The sequence below is a fragment of the Mesorhizobium sp. M1334 genome, from assembly GCF_040317995.1.
Lineage (GTDB): Bacteria > Pseudomonadota > Alphaproteobacteria > Rhizobiales > Rhizobiaceae > Mesorhizobium.
Genome location: NZ_JAMYLM010000022.1, coordinates 68,404 through 86,762, shown reverse-complemented (window position 1 = coordinate 86,762; position 18,359 = coordinate 68,404). Strand labels below are relative to the sequence as shown.

The window sequence follows — 18,359 nt, the reverse complement described above, 5'->3', positions numbered from 1 at the left end:
TTTACCGCCGGTTGAGCGTTGCAGCGGCGTCAGGCCCAGCCAAGCGGCGAAGTCGCGCCCCTTTCGGAAGATTGCGGCGCAAGGCGCCAGTGCAACCAGAGCCGTTGCCGTTATCGGACCAACGCCGGGGATTGTTGCCAACCGCCGCACGTCTTCATCCTCTCGGGCACGTCGTGCAATCTCGGCATCGAGCTGCTTGATCCTTTCCTCCAGCGATCTCAGCGTATCGACCAGCATGGTGAGGGCCAGGCGGGCTGCTTCTGGCAGATCGCCCTCAGGATCCTCTACCTTTTCCATCAGCTTGGCAGTATGTGAACGGCCCTGGGCAACGACCAGTCCATATTCTGCAAGATGGCCGCGCAAGGCGTTGATCGTCTGGGTGCGCTGCCGCACCAGCAGATCACGAGCCCGGAATACGGCCGCACTCGCCTGCTCCTCTTCACTCTTCACGGCGACAAAGCGCATGGTCGGCCGCTGCGCGGCCTCGCAGATCGCCTCGGCATCGGCGGCGTCGTTCTTCTGCCGCTTCACGAAAGGCTTCACATAGGATGGCGGGATCAGACGAACGGTGTGCCCGAGCTTGCCGATCTCGCGCGCCCAGTGATGCGCCCCAGAACAGGCCTCCATGGCGACCAAGCAGGCCGGCTGCCCAGCGAGAAACGCAAGCACCTTGTCGCGTCGCAGTTGCTTGCGGAAAACAATGGCGCCCGCCGCATCGGCTCCATGCGCCTGAAATACATTCTTCGCTAGGTCCAACCCGATCGTGTTAACTTCCATTGTGGACGCTCCCTCTCTTACGGTGGCTGTCAAACACCACCATTCTGGCACATCGATGCCGTCGAGGGGGCGTCCACATGGGGTAATCGCGGGAGCGACGCGCCCTGGAACCGATCATAGCCTTGGAGGGTGGCTGTTCCCCGATAAGATGAAATACGGGCTCACGACTGGACGCCGGGCCCAGCATCAACGGAGAACAGCCATGGAAGAACATATCGGTCTCGACGTATCGATGAAAGAGACGGCAGTGTCGATCCGCCGTGAAGGCGAACGGATCTGGCGCGGGAAGTGCGCATCTGATCCCAGGATCATTGCCGAGCTTGTCCGCAAGCGGGCGCCGGCCGCAAAGCGCGTCGTGTTCGAAACCGGCCCGCTGTCAGTTTGGTTCTATCATGCGCTGCGCGCCGAGGGATTGCCAGCCATCTGCATCGATGCGCGCCATGCCAAAGCCGCTCTCGATATGGCGGCGAACAAGACGGATGCGAATGACGCCGATGGTTTGGCGCGTCTTGCTGAAGCAGGATTCTTTCGCGAGGTGCGCGTGAAAGGCTTCGACAGTATGTTGACCCGCACGCTCGTGGCAGCACGCACTCGGCTGGTCCGGATCACCGTCGAGCTTTCCAACCAGATCCGAGGGATCATGAAAACGTTCGGCTTGCTCGTTCCCGCCGGTAAGGGAACTACATTCGAAAAGAATGTCCGGAGCCTTCTTATCGATCAGAGCGAGCTTGCTCCTGTCGTCCTACCGATGTTGGAAGCCTGGCGCAGCATTCGCGTCCGTGCCGCCGAGCTTGGGCGCCAGCTTGTCGCAGATGCACGTCAAAGCCAAGCATGCCGCATACTCATGTCGATCCCCGGCATCGGCGCCATTACCGCAACCTCTTTCGCCACTGCCATTGAAGATCCGGGCAACTTCAAGAAGTCCCGCTCTGTTGCCGCTTGGATCGGCCTGACAACTCGCCGCTACCAATCGGGAGAAGTCGATTATGACGGCCATATATCCCGACGCGGCGATCGACATTTGCGGGGACTTCTCTATGAGGCTGCGGCGGTCATCCTGACACGCAGCTCGATCGACAGCAGCCTGCGCACGTGGGGCCTCAAGCTCCGGGAGAGGGTTGGCTTCAAACGAGCTGCCGTGGCTGTGGCGCGCAAACTGGCGGTGATAATGCATTCGATGCTCAAGACCGGTGAGTTCTTTGATCGAAATGCAGGCGCCACAGCATGAAATCTTGCGAATAGCGTTCAGGATCTGAGCGCCTGAGACGTCCCTGCCGGGACGTGAGCCGAGCCATTCCGCTGATGGGGTTGCACCGCTGTCTCAGCAAAGTGCGTCGTCCACATTGAAGGCTCGTCCGCGGAGCTCCATCATGCGGCGACTGATGTCGACCGCGAAGACAACCATGCACCCGGCAGCGTCGTCTCGACGCAATTACATGCTTGACGTCCCAGCGGCGATTAGACAACCCCATCACTACCGCGTAACGTGGCGCAGCGATAACCGCGTTGACCTTGGCCTCTGGCGCCAAGTGAGGATGACAGGGATGCGAGCTGCCGCACCGCTTTTAAGAGTCCTTCTCTGTTACGAATTCAGGGATGGGCGTTTCTGCGGATAAGATTGCCGCCCATAGCGACTAGGATCATTGCGTGAGAGACGTCGATGCGCTGCTCGAAGTCGCGCACGAGCCTCCGCCACCGCGTCATCCAGCCGAAGACGCGCTCGACAACCAGCGGCTGGGCAAGACTTCGAAACCCTTTTGGTCGTCGGATCGGCGGATGATCTCTACCACGAAGTTTCCAGATAGGCGGCCTTATTCATAAGCTTCAGCTGGTCGTGGGCGCCGTCGGCGAACAGATGCTTCACCCCCGGGCCAGCGCTCGCGGATGCCATCCAGAATCGCCTGAGCCCCGGCACTGTCGGAGATGTCGGGTGAGGTTGACCATCAACAGCCGCCCATCCGTATCGTCGGCGATGTGGCGCTTGCGGCCGACAATCTTCTTGCCTGCGTCGTACCCCCCTGTGTTTCCGCTTGCCGAGCCTTGACAGACTGGCTGTCGATCACGACCGCCATGGGATTGGCCTCGCGCCCGGCTCGCTCGCGGTCTGCCAGCTGCAACGGAGCGCAGAAGGTAGCGCACCGCGTTGATCACCGCACGGAAATCAACCTCGCGCGGACGGCCGCGACGCCCAGGCTTGGGCATCAGCGGCGCAATCTGTTCCCACTCCCCATCCGTCAGATCGGACGGGTAGCGCTTGGTCTTCTTGGCGATCTTGGCCATCCGGCCACGGCTCTGTTCGGTCCACATCCACAGCTCGGTCGATATTGTGCACGACCAATTCGCCTGCGGCGAAAGCTTTAAGTTGCTTACCAACGGTGTCTCCTATCGGAGGGCGACCGGTCACATAAAGCAAGGAGGGCGGAGTTACGTCGGATTCCATGCATCTGTGTCATCATCATGCGCAGCTATAGCAAACTGAAGTTTTATCAGATGGGTATCCTACTGTATTGAGCGGATTTTTTCGTTTGGCACGGTATATGCTCGGCTGTCTGCAACGGTGCCAAGAAGCGTGGTGATGTTAACTGTGGGACAAAATAGATATAGCGCCTGACGGCATGGTGGCAATGGCGGCCGCCTCCAGCGGCTTAGGTTTAGCCACAGCTGAGGAGTTAGCTAACGAAGGTTGCCGCCTCTCCATCCGCGGGCGGACCCGGGGCGGCTAGAAAGAGCAGTGGATCGGTTGCGCAGCACAGGCGCCGAAGTGCTGGCGCGCAATCGATGTAGTAACGGCGCGGATCCAGCAGCTTGAGTTGCCGAAACAGCGGAGCAGTTGCATCGCTCGTACCAGGGGATTCTCTATGTCGACGGGGGCTGCGCCGCGAGCTGGTGCAGGATGCTTCGATGTTGTGGCGGTATTTGGAGAAGGCTAGGCAATGTTAAACACAATACCAGATGAAGTGAACTTCCTGGACTGCACCTTGCGCGACGGTGGCTACTACACAGGTTGGGATTTCGCGCCGGACTTGGTGTCGGACTATGTCGCTACTATCAACACTCTCCCAGTGCGCATGGTCGAGCTGGGGCTCGCCGGAAAGCCTGAGAGCCATGGATATTTCGCCAGTGTGACGAGCTCTAAGGCCGAACAGGTGGCTGCCGGTCTCATAGTCGAGGCATGCGTGATGATCGATGCCAAGGATGTGCTTGCGAGCGAACTGCCTATACCCCTTGCCGTGATCCGCCTGACAGAGGGACTAGCGCCAAGGCATATCACAACCGTCCGCGTAGCGGCGCACTACAGCAACTTGGCTGCTTGCCGGGACATTTGCGCTGAGTTGTCTCACAGGGGCTTCCGTGTGTTTTTGAATCTCATGCAGATCGATGCAGCGAATGCTGCCGAAGTTGGAATGTGCCTCAAGGAGGTAAAGCAGATCAGCACGATCGACGTGCTTTATATTGCCGATTCCTTTGGCTCTATGAAGCCGACTCGGGTTCAGGAATTTGTCGGCCGGTTTGCGGATCGAATTGAGCCTGACATTGGATTCCACGGCCATGACAACCGCGGATATGCACTGGTCAATTCAGTGGCCGCCGCGATGGCAGGAGCGACTTGGATAGACTGCACCATGGGCGGCATGGGCCGCGGGGCCGGCAATGCGGCTAGTGAGCAGCTCCTTCCGATTCTCACTCGCCTCGAAACATCCAAGGAACGGGCACTCCTCGAGCACGTCCTGCGTCACTTCGATCCGCTTCGCAAACGGTATGGCTGGGGCAGCAGCGCGGCATATCAATTCGCGGGCTCAAACTTGATCCATCCGTCCTATGTTCAAAAGCTACGTGAGGGCGGGGTATTGTCTGACGCCGCAATTATAAGGCGCCTGTCGGACCTCCGCGCCGATGAACGGATGAGTTTTGCCAATGAAAAGCTGGCAACGCTGATGGCTAAGGACGACGCGTGATCGCAGATATCTCTGTTGAGCTGCCCCTTGTTCCCCATTGGAGGAAGCCATGACTTTACCAAATGCTGTTGCGAAACCATCGCTCCGCCCGTCCGATCCGCGGTTTTCATCAGGCCCTTGCCGTAAACATCCTGGTTGGAGCGTGCACCCAACTATGCTGCGCTACGTTGGACGTAGTCACCGGAGCTCCGAGGGAGCAGAACGGCTGGGAGAGGTAATCAGGCGCATGGCCTCCTTGTTAGAACTGCCTGACAACTGGCTCTGCGGGATCGTGCCCGGTTCGGGCACTGGGGCCTGCAGCATGGCCTTACAAAATCTACTCGGCCCGTCTCCAGTCGAGACATTCTTGTCGGATAGCTTCTCGCAGTATTGGGCAAACGAGATCGATGGGTTGGCGCTTGCCCCCCAAAGGCGGCACGTTTGTGCTTTCGGAGATTTTCCGAGCACGAGCGGGATCGATCCCAATCACGACATCGTTCTAGTGCTAAACGGCACCAGCAACGGCGTTTGTCCACCGGATCTTGAATGGATTCTTCCTGACCGTGCCGGGCTTGTGATCGCAGATGCCGTCTCTGCAGCTTTTACGAGGCACATCGACTTCGATCGGATCGATGTTCTGTGCTGGTCATGGCAGAAGGCACTTGGAGGCGAAGGGGGCCATGGCATGATCGCGCTCTCGCCTCGGGCCCAGGCACGGCTGAGGGTCGGCGGACGGAAGCCCGTAGCCAGGCTCATGAGACTGCACAACGCTAACGGATCTATAAACAAAGCGTTCTTTGGTGGCCGCACGATCTCGACCCCCAGCATGTTCGCAGTCGAGGATATCCACTCTGCGCTCGACTGGGCCGAAGCGTGTGGTGGATTACCCGCGCTTTTGAAAAGGGTTGCCAGTAATTATGCTGTGATGGCCGACTGGGTGGACTCTACTCCTTGGATTGATTGGACTTGCACCAATCCGGTAGCACGCTCCACCTGTTCAATTACTCTTCAGCTTGTACGAGAGCAGCTCGCAGCCGGCGAAAAGGAGGACGACGGTAGAACCGTTGCGGAGATGATCCGTCTACTCGAAGTAGAAGGTGCGGCATTTGACATCTGGAGCTACGGTGACGCGCCGCCAGGATTTCGGATATGGGCGGGGCCAACGATCGAGGCAGATGACTTGGGTATCTTATGCAAGTGGCTCGCCTGGGCGTATAGCGAGGCGCGCGGGGCCAGCATACCATCCGAGGCTAGGGTTGTGCGTCACGGCTGCTTTACGCCCTCTCAGGCGCGCGCGGTCGAGCCAAGGACGGAGACGGCCTGTCCTCTAACCGTCGCCCCGGAGAGCCCAACTCCCCAGACACTGGCAGATTGCTATGACGCGATACTTTTCGACGCAACGGGGGTTCTGATCAGTGAAAATGAGGCCCTGCCTGGCGCCGCTGATATCTTGGCCCGACTTAATATGTCCGGTCAGCCATACTACATCGTGACGAATATCAGTAGTGGATCGGTTGAGACAATATGCGCACGTCTCTGCGGCGCGGGACTTCCGATTCCGGCGGTCGATCGCATCGTGTCTGCGGGCGGTGTTGCGCGACGTCGCGTACTCGAAGAGCTGGGAGCCGGGCGACTAGTTTCGTATGTGGGCAGTGCACACGCTGCGCATGACATATTCGGCAGGCATCCAAATCTTCATTGCGCTGATACGGCGGAGACATTCGACACGCTCGTAGTGCTCGATGACGGAGGTTTCGATTTTAAACGGGCGGCCGATCACATCCTGTCCACCTTTCAACGCAGACTGATCGAGACGGGCGAGATGCCGCGTATGATAGCGGCAAACGCGGACATCATTTATCCTGGCAAGAATGGCTCGCTCGTCTTTGGACCAAGCATAATAGGGCCAATGCTTCAAGCAGGACTGGCGCCGTTCGAAGCTCCTCCAATCTCAGTAGAGATTATGGGCAAGCCAGGAAGAGCGATTTTTGAAGAATGCATCGCTCGGGCCGGTACCGACCGTCTTTTGATGGTCGGCGATCAGGTTGACACTGACATCAGGGGCGCAAAGGCTGCCGGGCTCGACGCACTTCTCGTAACCACTGGTCTCAACAACCGCGGCCAGTTGCGTCAAGACCAGAACGGCGCCCCCGATTATGTCGCAAAGAGCCTCAGTCAGATCTTCGACGGCAGTTTGTGTCCACATCTCCGATCGGCGAAGCATTCCAGCACGACAAATCAGGTTTGGGTAGCTTCGAGCGACAATTGCGGCGAGGACAAGGCGCATCTTGGCGAAAGCGGTTGAACGCGGCAGCACGATTATGAGGGAGGTGGCGATGATCTTTTCGACTATTTTGGCGGAAGTTGTGATGATGAGAGATCGCCACGACTAGCCGAAGCGTTTGTAAAACCTGACCCTGCGTTCGGTGTCTTCTTGGCCAGCCTTCTTTCCGTTCTGGCCTCGGCTCTCCTCCCTCCAGTCGCCGTTCCGCGGTGCCGTGTGGTGCCGAAGGTCCCTGACAACGTGCGCGTCCGGCTGCCGTGGCGGTGGCCGGCGACACTGGTGGTCGCATGACTGCGCGCCGCCGGCTGCCGGCCATACCGGGGACGGGCAAGCACTGCTTCCAGCTCGGTCTCGAGCATCGTCTCGATGAAGCCACGCACCCGCTCGCGCAGGCCAGCTTCGATCGGATCAAACCAGTTGTCGAAAAGATAGCTCGTCGTCTCATCCGCAGGATGAACGGCGTCGGCATTGATGGTAGTCCTTGTCATGGCGTAGTCTCCTGTCCGGCGCGGCAAGGCCGGATGATTCGAGGTTGAACACCCCGGAGACTACGCCAACTCCTAATTCCAACCACTCCCGCGACGGCACCGCGTCGCCCTCAGAGTTCTCTGATTGGGGTCGTTTGTATCCCCGGTGACGCTTTCGATTACCCACATCGTCGGCTTGATCGCTTGATCCAACGGAGATGCAGAAGGCGAAGTCGTGCAAGCGGATCATGCCGCGCCAGACGACCATGTTGCCGGGAGCGGATCATGTTTGCGGGCGAGATAGCCGCCAAGCATGGCGATTTGCAGCAGGTAGGCGCGAGCGTGGGCCGTTGGAGGCGCGGTCGCGTTCGGGACGCGTCGATCTGGTCGAGCGCAGTGATCTCGGCGAAGGGGAGAACGCTGTCTGGCGCGGCGTCTGGCTTGGCGCGCGCCGACATTGTGACGAAGAATATTCGCCAGCTGACCACCGCGATGAGAGCGAGGAACTTCGCCAGCCTCTCTGCGGTCTCGAGCCTTGCCTCCTCGGCACGGCAGCCGGACTTCATGACCTTGTGGAACACCTCCGCCTTCCAGCGCAGGGCATACCAGCCGAGATTCTCGACCGCCGCGGAGAGATCTTCGACCGGCAGGTTGGTTACCAGCTTCCAGTCGATCGGCTCGCGATCGGCCGGCGGGTTCCCTTCGAGGGCATGGATGTAGGTCAGAACCTGCGGACTGTAGCGCTTCTGCTTGCCCACGGGCGGCAATGTGTTGATGGCGGCGAACTTCACCTGCAGCCAGGTTCGTCTCGTCCTGATCGACCGTAATGCGATGACGTCCCGCCCAAGGCGCCGTCGCAAGTTGGGCAAAGACGCGATGAGCAGGATCGTGCGGGGCAGCATCGGCAGGCCGCTCGGCCAGCCTGTTCGTCTGCACCCGCACCAGGAAGCCGGTACCAAGGTCGGTGCAATAGAGCTCGTAGATGTCGCTCTCCCGGTCACCCACATGCACGCAGCGCTCAGGCGCGCCCACGAGCGCGATGGACTGACACAAGTTCTCCAGCCAGCGGTAGCTCTCCTTCGTCTCGTTGCGGCACGCGCGTGGGATTGATGTGCCGCTTGAGCGCGAGCGTTCCCTTGAATTTCGTTCGGGTCCAGAACTTCACTGTCATCAGACCGAGGGGCGTGCCGGTGAGGGTGACGGCCAAGCTCGAATGCATCAGCACCCCGCACAAGGTCAGCACGTTGGGCTGCCCAGCCTTGTAGCGCCCGGCGTTGATGGTCTTAGTCTAGTGGAAGCCGATTTACCCGGCTGCGCGCGGCTGTCGATAAATTCGGTCGTGTCCTGCAGAATAAGGATCGGACTTCGTTCGCCGCAACGCGCGCCGCATTCGCGGCGAAATGGCCGGCGAGAACGCTGTGTTCGGTCACACGCGGGTTGTCAAAGAAGCGGTAGGCCGCCTTTGCCGCTGCCCAGTCGCTACAGGCCGCTGGGATCGGCTTGCCCGGCGCTGCTGACAGCTGATCCAGCAACCGCTGCAGCCGGCGGACCAGGCGCTTGTCGGGAAGCGCCCGCCGCGCAAAGCTCTTCCTGCCAAGCGGCTTCGCTGCTGCTGGTCTTGTCTCGCATCCGTGACGCCTCCGATTCGTTTTCACGGACAGAATCACGGCAGGTTCATACGGGGTAATAGGCCCGCCGACGATGTGGGTAATCGAAAGACGGTGACGGCCGCCTTGCTGAGGTAGGCTGAAGGCTGCAAGTCCTAGTGGTAGCACTAGGAACAGTCCTATGACGAAGCAGCATGTGGAGGCTATCACGTCCGTCGAGCGCCGCCGACGGTGGCCTCGGGAAGAGAAGGAGCGGCTGGTCGCGGCGTGTCTGGAGCCGGGTGCCAGCGTATCGGAGATCGCCTGCTCGGCGGGCATCCATGCCGGTCATGTCGGCCGAATTGAGAAACTGACCCCCTGACGAAATGAAGAACTGACCCCTCGGTTATGAGAGGAGGCATGGATGACGGTTGAGATTTCGGCGATTCCTGCATTGTCGAGAACGATGCGGGGGGGAGGAGATGCTTCAGCCTGAAGAAGTGGCAGCGATGCTTCGGCTGCATGAGCTTGGCTGGGGAGCGAAGCGACTTGCGAAGGAATTCGGATGCGCGCGCAACACGGTGCGTCGGTATCTGCGCGAGGGCGGGACTTTTCCGTTTCGCAAGCCTGTGCGGCGGACGCGTCTGACGGGCTGGACGATTGGCTGCGGGAGCGCTTCTTCCGCCATGGCGGCAACGCCGATGTGGTGCGCCAGGAACTGGAGAGCGAACAAAGGATCGTTATAGGGCTTCGGTCGGTGGAGCTTCGGGTGCAGGGTTGGCGTCGGGAGTTGAGGGCGCAGAAGCGCGCGACGGTTCGGTTTGAGACGGCGCCGGGATATCAGATGCAGATCGACGACACGCGGGCGTGGTTCTTTCCCACTGCGATCGACCGCCAGCCGAACAGTGGGACTGGACTGATCCCGATCTCTTGGGCCAAGGCTGAGAGGTTCGCTCCTTGCTCAAAGCGCGTGGCCACCATCGTCCGTTTAACGGATCGGACCAGCGCCGACGTTGCAATTGGCGCACCTTCAACCGGCTTGAGATTGACGGCATCGTCATGCGAGTCGGCTGGGGAGACGACGCCGAGGCGGATGTCACTGTAATCCATGCGCTTAAGCCAACGTCGTGATCGGACAGTCCGTCACGATCTGCAGTGAGAATCAACTCAACTCGTTGATCGTCGGAGCTGGTCGAGCACCCAGGCCATGCGAAACGCTGCTTCCTCGGCCACGCCCGGCCCGTGCGAAGCGCCACTGTGGCCACCTACCGTCCGCATGCGAAAGACGAGCTCGGGGTCCCGATCAGCGGCGCAGAACCTACGCTGTGCCACGTAGCGAGCTGGCTGATAATAGAGCACCTGGCCGTCGTCGAGCGCGGCGTCGACGTACGTCGGCGGAAGTGGCCGATCGGCACTGAGGTTGTAGTACGGGTCGTAGCCGCGCAGGTACCGATACTCGTCGGCGATGTGGGGATCGCCGTACTCCGCAGTTTCAGATAGCGCGTACGGCATCGTGAAGTCCAGCTCGGTATCCAGGATGTCGGCGAGCGGAACCTCCGCGAGCACAGCGCGGAACAAGTCCGGCCGCAAGAGGGCCGCTGCAAGCACGGTACCCCCGCCAGCGCTCTTTCCCTCAATGATAATGCCGTCGCGGGCCGCGAATCCCTGCTCAACGAGTCCCTCGGCCGCGGCGACAAGATCTTTGTGTGTGGTGCGTTTTCGATACCGGGTGGCTGCCTCGTGCCATGGGCGTCCGAGTTCGCCACTCCCTCTTACGTGCACGATGCCGAACGCAACTCCGCGATCGAGCAGGCTCAAACGCTTTGTCATGGATGAGGGCCACGTGAAGAATGAGGGCCATCTCGATGTTCCGTAACAGCCGTACACATTCAATAAGACCGGCCCAGGAATCGTTCGATCGCGCCGCGCGACCAACGAGATCGGGATATCAACCCCGTCGTCCGCCTTCACCATGACAACCGTCGCCACGTATCGAGCCGCGTCATACCCGGTAACGCGGGCCTGGTACAGCACTGCCGAGCAGTCGTCGGCGAGATTATGCTCGACGAGGGTGCCGGGCGTCACGAATGAGCTAACCGAGTAAACCAACTTCGAACTTCGGAACGGATGTCGTGCGACCGAATATCTACCCCCTGCAGACAAGCCGACCTTAAGAGTGCAACTCGGCTCGTCGGGAACGATCGTGGCCCCAACCCGCCCGGTTGCGTTACGCGCGACCAGGCGAGCAGAAAGGCCTTCTCGCTCCAGAAGGACGAGGTGCTGATCAAGCAGGTGAACCTCCTCGAGCGTCACGCCCACTCGATGCGGGACCACCTCTTCCCAGCGTGAGGGCGACGGGTCGTCAATCGGCGCGCGCACGAGTCGGTAATACGGTCCGGCGTCATCGATGTGGAACAGGAACTTGTCTTGCCAGTGCTCGGCAACGACCCGGTGACCTAATGCACGCGTCACTAAACGGCGCCATCCAACGCCCGGCTGGTCAGCGGGAAGGCACCACACCTCCACCGCCCCTCGGTGGACGCCATTTACATCCAGAAACAGCCAGGCGCCGCTATCAGAGCGTCTTATCCCCACGTTCAGTCGCTCGTCCGCCTCCTCGAACACCACCTCAGAGTTCCCAGCTGCGACATCCAGGCGGACAAGTTCATGACGCTGTCGCCGCAGGTCACACCGCTCCCGGGTGAAAAACAAGGTATGACCATCCGCGGCCCAAGCCACCATCGCAACCCGATTCGAGCCCTTCCAGACGTCATGGCCGTCAGCCGTGTCGCGCACTCTCAGCTCGTAACATTCGTCACCGATGAGATCAAAGCTAAACGCCACGTAACGCCCGTCGTCGCTCGGCTCGAAGACACCGAGTTCATAGAACAACTCGGCCCCGGGAATCGCGTTCGGGCTGAGGACAAGCTCAGCCGTGCCGCCGATCACAGGCCGGCGCCACCAAGCCGGATGCGTCAGGCCCTGCTCGTGTCGTTGGAAATACTCGAAGGGCCCAACTTGGAACGCTGGCGAGGCATTCTCGCAAGGCTGACGCCCTTCGATCTCGGCGATGAGCTCCGCTTTGAGCTCTGTCAGGTGAGCTGTCGCTTGCTCCGCATAGTTGTTCTCGGCTTCAAGGTACTTGCCGACATCTGGATCCTCCCGGTCCCGAAGCCACCGATAACGATCTATCGTGACGTCGTCATGTAGCACCCTGATTCGGGGCTCGGCACGAGGAAGAGGTGGCGGAAGGCGCTTGTCTCCCATCATGCCGCCCTCAGGTAGTCAATAGCATCGGCGGCGCACGTCGTGGGCCGCGAGGCGCGACGGAAATTGCAATGCGCTGCATGAGATAGCCGGTAGCAAGCGGTAGCACTCGGCGAATGGCAAAGTTGGTACATCAAGGTTCCTCCCAGCGGATAGAGCGAAAACCGTCATCGAGCGACTTTAAATGAGATTCGGATATCGATCGGCAGAACCGCGATCAGCGCGTGTCATCGCAGCTGTCGCAACAAAACCCTGGCCTGTCATGTCTCGAGCCAACAGGCGGATATGTGCTCGGGTCCTACTTCGATACCCGGCGGCTCCTCTTCCCGGCAGCGGTCGAAGGCTAGTGGGCAGCGTGGATGGAAGCGACAGCCCTTCGGCACGCGCGCGGCGCTTGGAACCTCGCCTTGCAGGGCCGGCAATTCGGCGCGACCTGCATTGCCGCCAATCTGCGGGGTAGCGTTACGCAGTGCGACGGTATACGGATGGCGGGGATTGAATGTGATCTCGTCGGCGCTACCGATCTCGACCAATTTTCCAAGATACAGGACGGCAATCCTGTCGGCGATCAACCAGGCAAGAGGCAGGTCGTGTGTGATGAACAGCAGCGCCATGTTGTGCTTGTCGCGCAGGTCAACCAGGACCTGAAGAATCTGTGCGCGTATCGAGACATCGAGCATCGAGACAGGTTCGTCGGCGACGATGAGATCCGGCTTTACCGCGAGCGCGCCAGCGATCACGACCCGCTGGCGCTGCCCGCCAGACAGTTCATGTGGGAAGCGGACGAAGAAATCATTGGGAGGATTGAGGCCGGCCGCCGCAAGCGCTTGACTAACCCGTTCTGCAAGCTGTCTGCCATTGTCGACCAGCCGCAGGGAGCGCAATGGCTCTGCCACGATGTCGAAGACGGTGTGTCGCGGGTTGAGGGCCTGATAAGCGTCCTGGAAGATCATCTGCACGCGATGTCGGTAAGGGCGTAAAGCCGACAAGCTTCGAACCGACGTCATGTCGAGGCCTTCGAACAACAACCTGCCGCCGGTCGGCTGCGTAAGCTTGGTGATGACGCGGCCCACCGTGGTTTTGCCGCTCCCAGATTCCCCGACCAAGGCGACGATCTCACCCCGTCCGACGTCGAGGTCGATCCCGTCCACCGCGCGCACAGCGCCAGCAGGTCGGCCCAGCACACGGTCGAACAGCCCACCCTGGATAGGAAAATGGACCTGCAGGCTCTCCAAACGCAGGATATCGGCGGTGTCAGGCATGAGCTGCGACCTTGGCTTCTTGCGAGGACCGGTGAAGGTGACAGGCGACCCCTCCCCGCCCGAACTTATCGAGGCTGGGGACTTCGGTTGCGCAAACCGCCATAGCCGACGGGCAGCGCGGATGGAAAGCGCAGCCCGAGGGTCGATTCACCAAATTGGGGGGATCACCGGGGATGGGCCGAATTATCCGTTTGCCGCTCGCTGGGTCCGGGATCGATTCGATCAGCAGTCGTGTGTAGGGATGTTTGGGCTGGGCGAAGATCTCGGCGACAGTGCCATCCTCGACGATTCGGCCCGAATACATGATCATCACGCGATCACAGGACTCAGCCACCACAGAAAGGTCGTGGGTGATCAAAATGAGGGCCAGATTAAGCTGCGATCGCAACTCCCCTAGCAGCTTCAGGATCTGAGCCTGTGTGATGACGTCGAGCGCCGTGGTCGGCTCGTCACCGATGATGATCCAGGGGCGACACGCGAGTGCCATCGCAATCATCACCCTTTGGCGCATACCGCCCGACAACTCGTGGGGATAGGCAGCGCCGCGATCCGCCGGAATGCCGACGAGCTCTAGCAGTTCTCTTGCTCGCGCGGTCGCCTCACCACGCGGCATGCCGAGCTTCAGCATGCACGGCTCGGCGATCTGCTTGATGATGCGGTGAACAGGATTGAGCGCATTCATCGCGCCCTGGAAGACTACGGACGTTTCGCACCAGCGATGTGGCCGCATCGCCGCGTCGTCGTCGGCCGGCAGTCGGTTGCCGCGATAACGCACCTCGCCGCTGCTGATCCGCGCGTTGGGCGATAGCAAACCCGCGATCGCCATTGCAGTCGTGGTCTTCCCGCTGCCGGATTCTCCGACGAGGCCAACGGCCTCTCCGGGCCGGAGCACGAAGCTTACGCTGTCGATCGCGCGCGATGAAACGCCCTTGACCCCATAGTCGACAGAGAGCCCGTCGACCTCCAGAAGCGGTGCCTTGTCGTGGGAGGAGTTTGTCATGGAATAACCCTCCGCCGTGGATTGAACGTGTCATCGAGGGCATTGCCAATCAGGACGAAGCTGAGCGAAACCGTGAGGGCGCACACGCCCGGTGCGCCGAGATACCACCAGGCTCCAGCACTGGCAGCACCGGCGCGCTGGGCGAGCGAAAGCAAAGTGCCCCATGAAGGCTGCAACGGATCGCCAAGCCCCAGGAACGAGAGCGATGTCTCGACATAGATTGCGCCAGCGACGACCAGAGCCCCGTTCGCTGCGATTTGCGGCACGAGATTGGGCAGGATGTGCCGCACCATAATGCTGAAATTGCTGCTGCCCGCAACGCGCGCACGATCAATGAATGTTCGCTCCTTAAGCGACAGTGTCTGGCTGCGTACGACACGGGCGACGAACGCCCAGCTTGTCATGCCGATAACGACAATGATCACGAAAAGAGAAGGACGGAAGCCGAGGATTTCGCCGCCGCGCCCCATCACCTCGAGAACCACGGGTGTGATGACCAGCGCCAGCACGAAGGACGGCATGACAAAAAAGAAGTCCGTCAAGCGCATCAGCCAGACGTCAACCCTGCCACCATAGTAGCCAGCCGTCATACCGATCGTAGTCCCGACGACGAGGCTGATCACAGTCGCCAGCAGCGCAATCGTAAGCGAGATTCGGGCACCATGGACGACCAGATTGAGCACGTCCCGCCCGACTTCGTCCGTGCCGAGCAGATGCTCGCCTGATGGGGGTACGAGGAAATCGCCGGTTGCATTGATCGCAGTCTGGAGCGGTCCAACCAGAATATTGGGGACCGCTGCCACAGCGAGGAAGAATACCAGACACAGCAGGCCAAGCCGAGCACCGCCATGGCCAAGAAACTGGCCTAGAAAGGCATTGATAGCACGCGCCCGGCCTCGCGGGGAATACCGAACTGTACGCTCACTCATTGTCGGACCCTCGGATCAAGAAGGCCGTAAGCAAGATCGGCTACGAGGTTTGCGAGAACAATCGAGGCACCGAGCAACAGGAATACTCCTTGAAGGACTGGGTAGTCCCGTGCATTGAGCGCTTCCACCGTCAGGCCGCCGATCCCCGGCCAGGCGAAGACAGCTTCAACGGTGATGGCACCGGCAACGACGTAACCGAGATTGAGGGTAATCAAGGTTACGACAGGCAGCATCGCATTACGAAATGCATGACGCATGAGCATCTGACCAGTGGTGAGTCCTTTAGCCCGCGCAGTTACCATGTAATCCTCAGTCACGACGTCACTCATCGCGGCACGAGCGACCACGACATATTGGCCGATGAGTCCAAGAGCCACCGCGGTGACCGGAAGCGCGAGATGCCGCAAGTAATCGAGCAACGAATCAAGGGAGCCTGTGCTCACGCCGGGTGAATATGCACCATAGCCCGGAAGCCAGCCGAATTTCGTACTGAAGATCACCACAAGGAGCATGCCGAGCCAGAACGACGGCGTAGAGTAGAGCGCCAGAGAGACTCCGGTGGCGATATGGTCGACGGCTCCTCCTCGGCGCCAGCCCGCATAGAGGCCAAGCATCACCCCAACAACGATTGCAATTACCTGAGCAACTCCGACCAGGGCGATGGTTGCCGGTAAGCGCTCCAAAATCAGGTCAGCGACATGCCTGCCCCTGAACTTGAAGCTGTAACCCAAATCGCCCCGTATAGTTGCCGACAGATAGTCGATCGCTTGGTCTGGGAACAGTGGCCGGTCGAGACCCCAGTTCTGGCGCTGCGCCTCGATCTGCTCAGCGGTCACGCTGATGCGCGCTCCGCCAAGCAGAAGCGCGGCAGGATCGCCGGGAATGACCCTGAATAGGATGAAGTTGAGCGTCGCCACCATCACAAGAGTAACGATGGCCCTGATGAGGATGCGCCCGATGTGCCGGCTCGTCCCACCTCCTATTCCAGTGCTACCCATTGTGTGGCTTCAAGCGATCGAGCGGAAAGTAGCCCCACTGCGAGATAGCGTCCTGCGACCCCCAGCCCTCGAAGCAATCCTTCCGATGGGCTTCAAGCACCAAGGGGTAGCTCAGCATAATGTAAGGAGCTTCAATGTAAATTAGACGCGCCGCCTGATCGACCAGTTCCTGACTCTTCTTGAGGTCGACAGTGACACCCACCTCCGAAAGGTACTTGTCAAACTTCTCGTTGGTCCAATACGATCTGTTTTCCCGGCCGATGGCGTTGCTGCTCCCCATGATAAGCAAGTCCTGAGGCGAGGTACTCAGCCAATTGCTGGCGATAACCAGATCCCAGCCACCGCCACCCTTCGCCGGAGATGCGACTCGGGCGTTGAGCGCTCCGGAGTCGAGTTGGGTCACCGATACGGGAATGCCAATTTGTCCCAACCAGCCAGCAACAAGCTGCACGGCTGCGATAGGAATCTCGTTCGCACCCGAAGCCTTTCCTGTGATCAGCTCAAGCTGGAAGTTGTTTCCGTCCTTGTCCTCCCGGACACCATCGCCATTCGTGTCCCTGTAGCCTGCAGCATCGAGCCGGCGGCCCGCCTCGGCAGGATCGAAGTGCCGCATGATGTCCGCCAAATCCGAGTAGTAGTCGGACGCCACAGGCATCACCAGCCCGACACCCGGGTCGGCGTGGCCGCGCATAGCGCGATCAACGATGGTCTTCTGGTCGATCGCGTAGCCGATCGCATCGCGAAACGCCGGATCTTGCAGGGCCTTGGTGCTGCCTGCCCCGTCCCCCGACGCGGTGTTGAAGGCCAGATAATCCCGCTGCTCAACGCGCGATTCACCGACCACGATGTCGGGGTCCTTCGAGAGGTCGGCCCACTGGGCAGCCGTCACGCCGCCATAGTCAAGACTTCCGCTCTTCAAACCCTGGGCAATTGGATCTTGCGTGGTGAAGAGGTAGCTAATCATGCCAGCCGTTTTTGGCTGCCCTGTGCGGAAATACGGATTTGGCGTGAAGCGCACAAACTGACCTTGCTGAAACTCCGCAACGATCATAGGCCCAGTCCCCACCAGCGGCGGGTCGTTTTGGAAAGTGCTGCGCGCATCCGAGTAGCTAATGTCCTTCCAAATGTGCTCGGGGACTATTAGAAGGTAGTTGTCAATTGGCCAGCGCGTAGGAGCCTTGGTCACGATCTGCAAAGTCTCGTCATCAATGGCCGAAACGGATGCAATTTGTTCCATGCCGCTCGTGCTGTTTTGGCCAATGCTCAGTTCGCCTGGCTTGCCTATGGACCCAAGCAGATAGTTATATGTGAACGCGGCGTCTCTGGCGGTGGCAGGTTGGCCGTCCGACCACTTCATGTCGGGCCATATCTTAAATATCCAGGTGAGGCTGTCATCAGCAACGGACCAGGTCCTCGCGAACCCCTTCCGGTCGGAGTGGCGTTGGGCGTCAACGCCGACCAGGAAATCATAAGTGAGAACTAGAGGCCAGAAAGAGCTCCAAGTGGCGAATGGATTCAGGGTATCGGGAGCGCCCATTGATCCGACGCGCACAATATGATCTTTGCAAGACGAGGCGAACGCCCTTGAGTTCATGACCCAAGGTGCTGCCGAACCCACCAGAAGCGCCTTGACGATCGCACGGCGACTGATTGACCACTCGTTCATTCTGTCCTCCCTAAAGCTCTGTCACACCGCAATCCCTAGCCTTCACTGCGATAACGCGCAGCTGCTGCCCCACTTGAGCATTAGAGTTGATGACGTGAGGGTTCCCCATTTTTTCCGAGATTTAGATTTGCGTGGCAGGTTCGGAATTGGCAAATACAAAATCGATATTACTGTCATCTAGGAGTTAG

The 18,359-nt window shown here is 60.0% G+C and carries 15 protein-coding genes and 3 pseudogenes; 6 read left to right on the top strand and 12 right to left on the bottom strand.

What is annotated here, in order from left to right; translation table 11 throughout:
• Window positions 1-777 (bottom strand): IS110 family RNA-guided transposase (locus NKH17_RS27090; protein ID WP_352972781.1); only part of this gene is annotated, 777 nt, incomplete at its 3' end.
• A 202-nt stretch (window positions 778-979) separates the two neighbouring features.
• On the opposite strand from NKH17_RS27090, the gene NKH17_RS27085 reads away from it, so the two are divergent.
• On the top strand, window positions 980-2,005 hold the full coding sequence (locus NKH17_RS27085; RefSeq protein WP_352823862.1) for an IS110 family RNA-guided transposase: 1,026 nt from the start codon (window positions 980-982) through the stop codon (window positions 2,003-2,005).
• 362 nt (window positions 2,006-2,367) lie between these two features.
• On the opposite strand, the pseudogene NKH17_RS27080 reads toward NKH17_RS27085, so the two are convergent.
• Window positions 2,368-3,084, bottom strand: a pseudogene (locus tag NKH17_RS27080) (transposase).
• A 626-nt stretch (window positions 3,085-3,710) separates the two neighbouring features.
• Between NKH17_RS27080 and NKH17_RS27075 the strand changes: the two are divergent.
• Window positions 3,711-4,733: a hydroxymethylglutaryl-CoA lyase-like TIM-barrel protein gene (locus NKH17_RS27075; protein WP_352972779.1), complete on the top strand. Its 1,023-nt coding sequence runs from the start codon at window positions 3,711-3,713 to the stop codon at window positions 4,731-4,733.
• 226 nt (window positions 4,734-4,959) lie between these two features.
• The gene (locus tag NKH17_RS27070) at window positions 4,960-7,017 is read left to right on the top strand and encodes an HAD-IA family hydrolase (RefSeq protein WP_352972777.1); all 2,058 of its coding nucleotides are present in this window, start codon (window positions 4,960-4,962) and stop codon (window positions 7,015-7,017) included.
• 44 nt (window positions 7,018-7,061) lie between these two features.
• On the opposite strand, the gene NKH17_RS33505 is transcribed toward NKH17_RS27070, so the two are convergent.
• The gene (locus NKH17_RS33505) at window positions 7,062-7,484 is read right to left on the bottom strand and encodes a hypothetical protein (RefSeq protein ID WP_502910631.1); all 423 of its coding nucleotides are present in this window, start codon (window positions 7,482-7,484) and stop codon (window positions 7,062-7,064) included.
• 76 nt (window positions 7,485-7,560) lie between these two features.
• Here NKH17_RS33505 and NKH17_RS27060 point away from each other — a divergent pair.
• Window positions 7,561-7,608: pseudogene (locus NKH17_RS27060) on the top strand (OapA N-terminal domain-containing protein); the annotation flags it as partial.
• Window positions 7,609-7,642: 34 nt separating this feature from the next.
• Here the strand turns inward: NKH17_RS27060 and NKH17_RS27055 are convergent.
• Together NKH17_RS27055 and NKH17_RS27050 are read right to left on the bottom strand one after the other, a co-directional pair.
• Window positions 7,643-8,365, bottom strand: coding sequence for a hypothetical protein (locus NKH17_RS27055; protein WP_352972775.1), 723 nt, complete (start codon window positions 8,363-8,365; stop codon window positions 7,643-7,645).
• Between the two features lie 381 nt (window positions 8,366-8,746).
• The gene (locus NKH17_RS27050; RefSeq protein ID WP_352972773.1) at window positions 8,747-9,118 is read right to left on the bottom strand and encodes an IS4/Tn5 family transposase DNA-binding protein; all 372 of its coding nucleotides are present in this window, start codon (window positions 9,116-9,118) and stop codon (window positions 8,747-8,749) included.
• Window positions 9,119-9,251: 133 nt separating this feature from the next.
• Here NKH17_RS27050 and NKH17_RS27045 point away from each other — a divergent pair, with 133 nt between their 5' ends.
• On the top strand, window positions 9,252-9,431 hold the full coding sequence (locus NKH17_RS27045) for a transposase (protein ID WP_352972771.1): 180 nt from the start codon (window positions 9,252-9,254) through the stop codon (window positions 9,429-9,431).
• A gap of 84 nt (window positions 9,432-9,515) precedes the next feature.
• Window positions 9,516-9,920 (top strand): annotated as a pseudogene (locus NKH17_RS27040) (helix-turn-helix domain-containing protein); the annotation flags it as partial.
• Here the strand turns inward: NKH17_RS27040 and NKH17_RS27035 are convergent.
• From NKH17_RS27035 to NKH17_RS27005, 7 genes are all read right to left on the bottom strand, one after another.
• Entirely contained in the window at window positions 9,890-10,159 is a 270-nt protein-coding gene (locus NKH17_RS27035) for a hypothetical protein (protein WP_352972798.1), read from the bottom strand. The pseudogene NKH17_RS27040 and the gene NKH17_RS27035 sit on opposite strands and share 31 nt — an antisense overlap.
• A 57-nt stretch (window positions 10,160-10,216) precedes the next feature.
• Window positions 10,217-12,319 (bottom strand): prolyl oligopeptidase family serine peptidase, encoded by a 2,103-nt coding sequence (locus NKH17_RS27030; RefSeq protein ID WP_352972768.1) that lies wholly within the window; start codon window positions 12,317-12,319, stop codon window positions 10,217-10,219.
• A 257-nt stretch (window positions 12,320-12,576) separates the two neighbouring features.
• Window positions 12,577-13,578 carry an ABC transporter ATP-binding protein gene (locus NKH17_RS27025; RefSeq protein ID WP_352972766.1) on the bottom strand — a complete coding sequence of 334 codons (1,002 nt, stop codon included), beginning with the start codon at window positions 13,576-13,578 and terminating at the stop codon, window positions 12,577-12,579.
• Window positions 13,571-14,578 carry an ABC transporter ATP-binding protein gene (locus NKH17_RS27020; protein WP_352972764.1) on the bottom strand — a complete coding sequence of 336 codons (1,008 nt, stop codon included), beginning with the start codon at window positions 14,576-14,578 and terminating at the stop codon, window positions 13,571-13,573. The genes NKH17_RS27025 and NKH17_RS27020 overlap by 8 nt, the downstream gene beginning before the upstream one ends.
• A complete protein-coding gene (locus NKH17_RS27015) occupies window positions 14,575-15,507 on the bottom strand; it encodes an ABC transporter permease (protein WP_352972762.1) in 933 nt (310 codons plus the stop codon). Before NKH17_RS27015 ends, NKH17_RS27020 begins: the two co-directional genes overlap by 4 nt.
• Complete coding sequence (locus NKH17_RS27010) at window positions 15,504-16,505, bottom strand: ABC transporter permease (RefSeq protein ID WP_352972759.1); 1,002 nt, start codon at window positions 16,503-16,505, stop codon at window positions 15,504-15,506. Before NKH17_RS27010 ends, NKH17_RS27015 begins: the two co-directional genes overlap by 4 nt.
• On the bottom strand, window positions 16,498-18,171 hold the full coding sequence (locus tag NKH17_RS27005; protein ID WP_352972757.1) for an ABC transporter substrate-binding protein: 1,674 nt from the start codon (window positions 18,169-18,171) through the stop codon (window positions 16,498-16,500). Before NKH17_RS27005 ends, NKH17_RS27010 begins: the two co-directional genes overlap by 8 nt.
• Window positions 18,172-18,359 lie beyond the last annotated feature (188 nt).

Bases quoted from the DNA above. Each gene is read 5' to 3' on its own strand.
- NKH17_RS27085 (WP_352823862.1), top strand. From the start codon at position 980: ATGGAAGAACATATCGGTCTCGACGTATCGATGAAAGAGACGGCAGTG.
- NKH17_RS27075 (WP_352972779.1), top strand. From the start codon at position 3,711: ATGTTAAACACAATACCAGATGAAGTGAACTTCCTGGACTGCACCTTG.
- NKH17_RS27070 (WP_352972777.1), top strand. From the start codon at position 4,960: ATGGCCTCCTTGTTAGAACTGCCTGACAACTGGCTCTGCGGGATCGTG.
- NKH17_RS33505 (WP_502910631.1), bottom strand. From the start codon at position 7,484: ATGACAAGGACTACCATCAATGCCGACGCCGTTCATCCTGCGGATGAG.
- NKH17_RS27055 (WP_352972775.1), bottom strand. From the start codon at position 8,365: ATGCTGCCCCGCACGATCCTGCTCATCGCGTCTTTGCCCAACTTGCGA.
- NKH17_RS27045 (WP_352972771.1), top strand. From the start codon at position 9,252: ATGACGAAGCAGCATGTGGAGGCTATCACGTCCGTCGAGCGCCGCCGA.
- NKH17_RS27035 (WP_352972798.1), bottom strand. From the start codon at position 10,159: ATGGATTACAGTGACATCCGCCTCGGCGTCGTCTCCCCAGCCGACTCG.
- NKH17_RS27030 (WP_352972768.1), bottom strand. From the start codon at position 12,319: ATGATGGGAGACAAGCGCCTTCCGCCACCTCTTCCTCGTGCCGAGCCC.
- NKH17_RS27025 (WP_352972766.1), bottom strand. From the start codon at position 13,578: ATGCCTGACACCGCCGATATCCTGCGTTTGGAGAGCCTGCAGGTCCAT.
- NKH17_RS27020 (WP_352972764.1), bottom strand. From the start codon at position 14,578: ATGACAAACTCCTCCCACGACAAGGCACCGCTTCTGGAGGTCGACGGG.
- NKH17_RS27015 (WP_352972762.1), bottom strand. From the start codon at position 15,507: ATGAGTGAGCGTACAGTTCGGTATTCCCCGCGAGGCCGGGCGCGTGCT.
- NKH17_RS27010 (WP_352972759.1), bottom strand. From the start codon at position 16,505: ATGGGTAGCACTGGAATAGGAGGTGGGACGAGCCGGCACATCGGGCGC.
- NKH17_RS27005 (WP_352972757.1), bottom strand. From the start codon at position 18,171: ATGAACGAGTGGTCAATCAGTCGCCGTGCGATCGTCAAGGCGCTTCTG.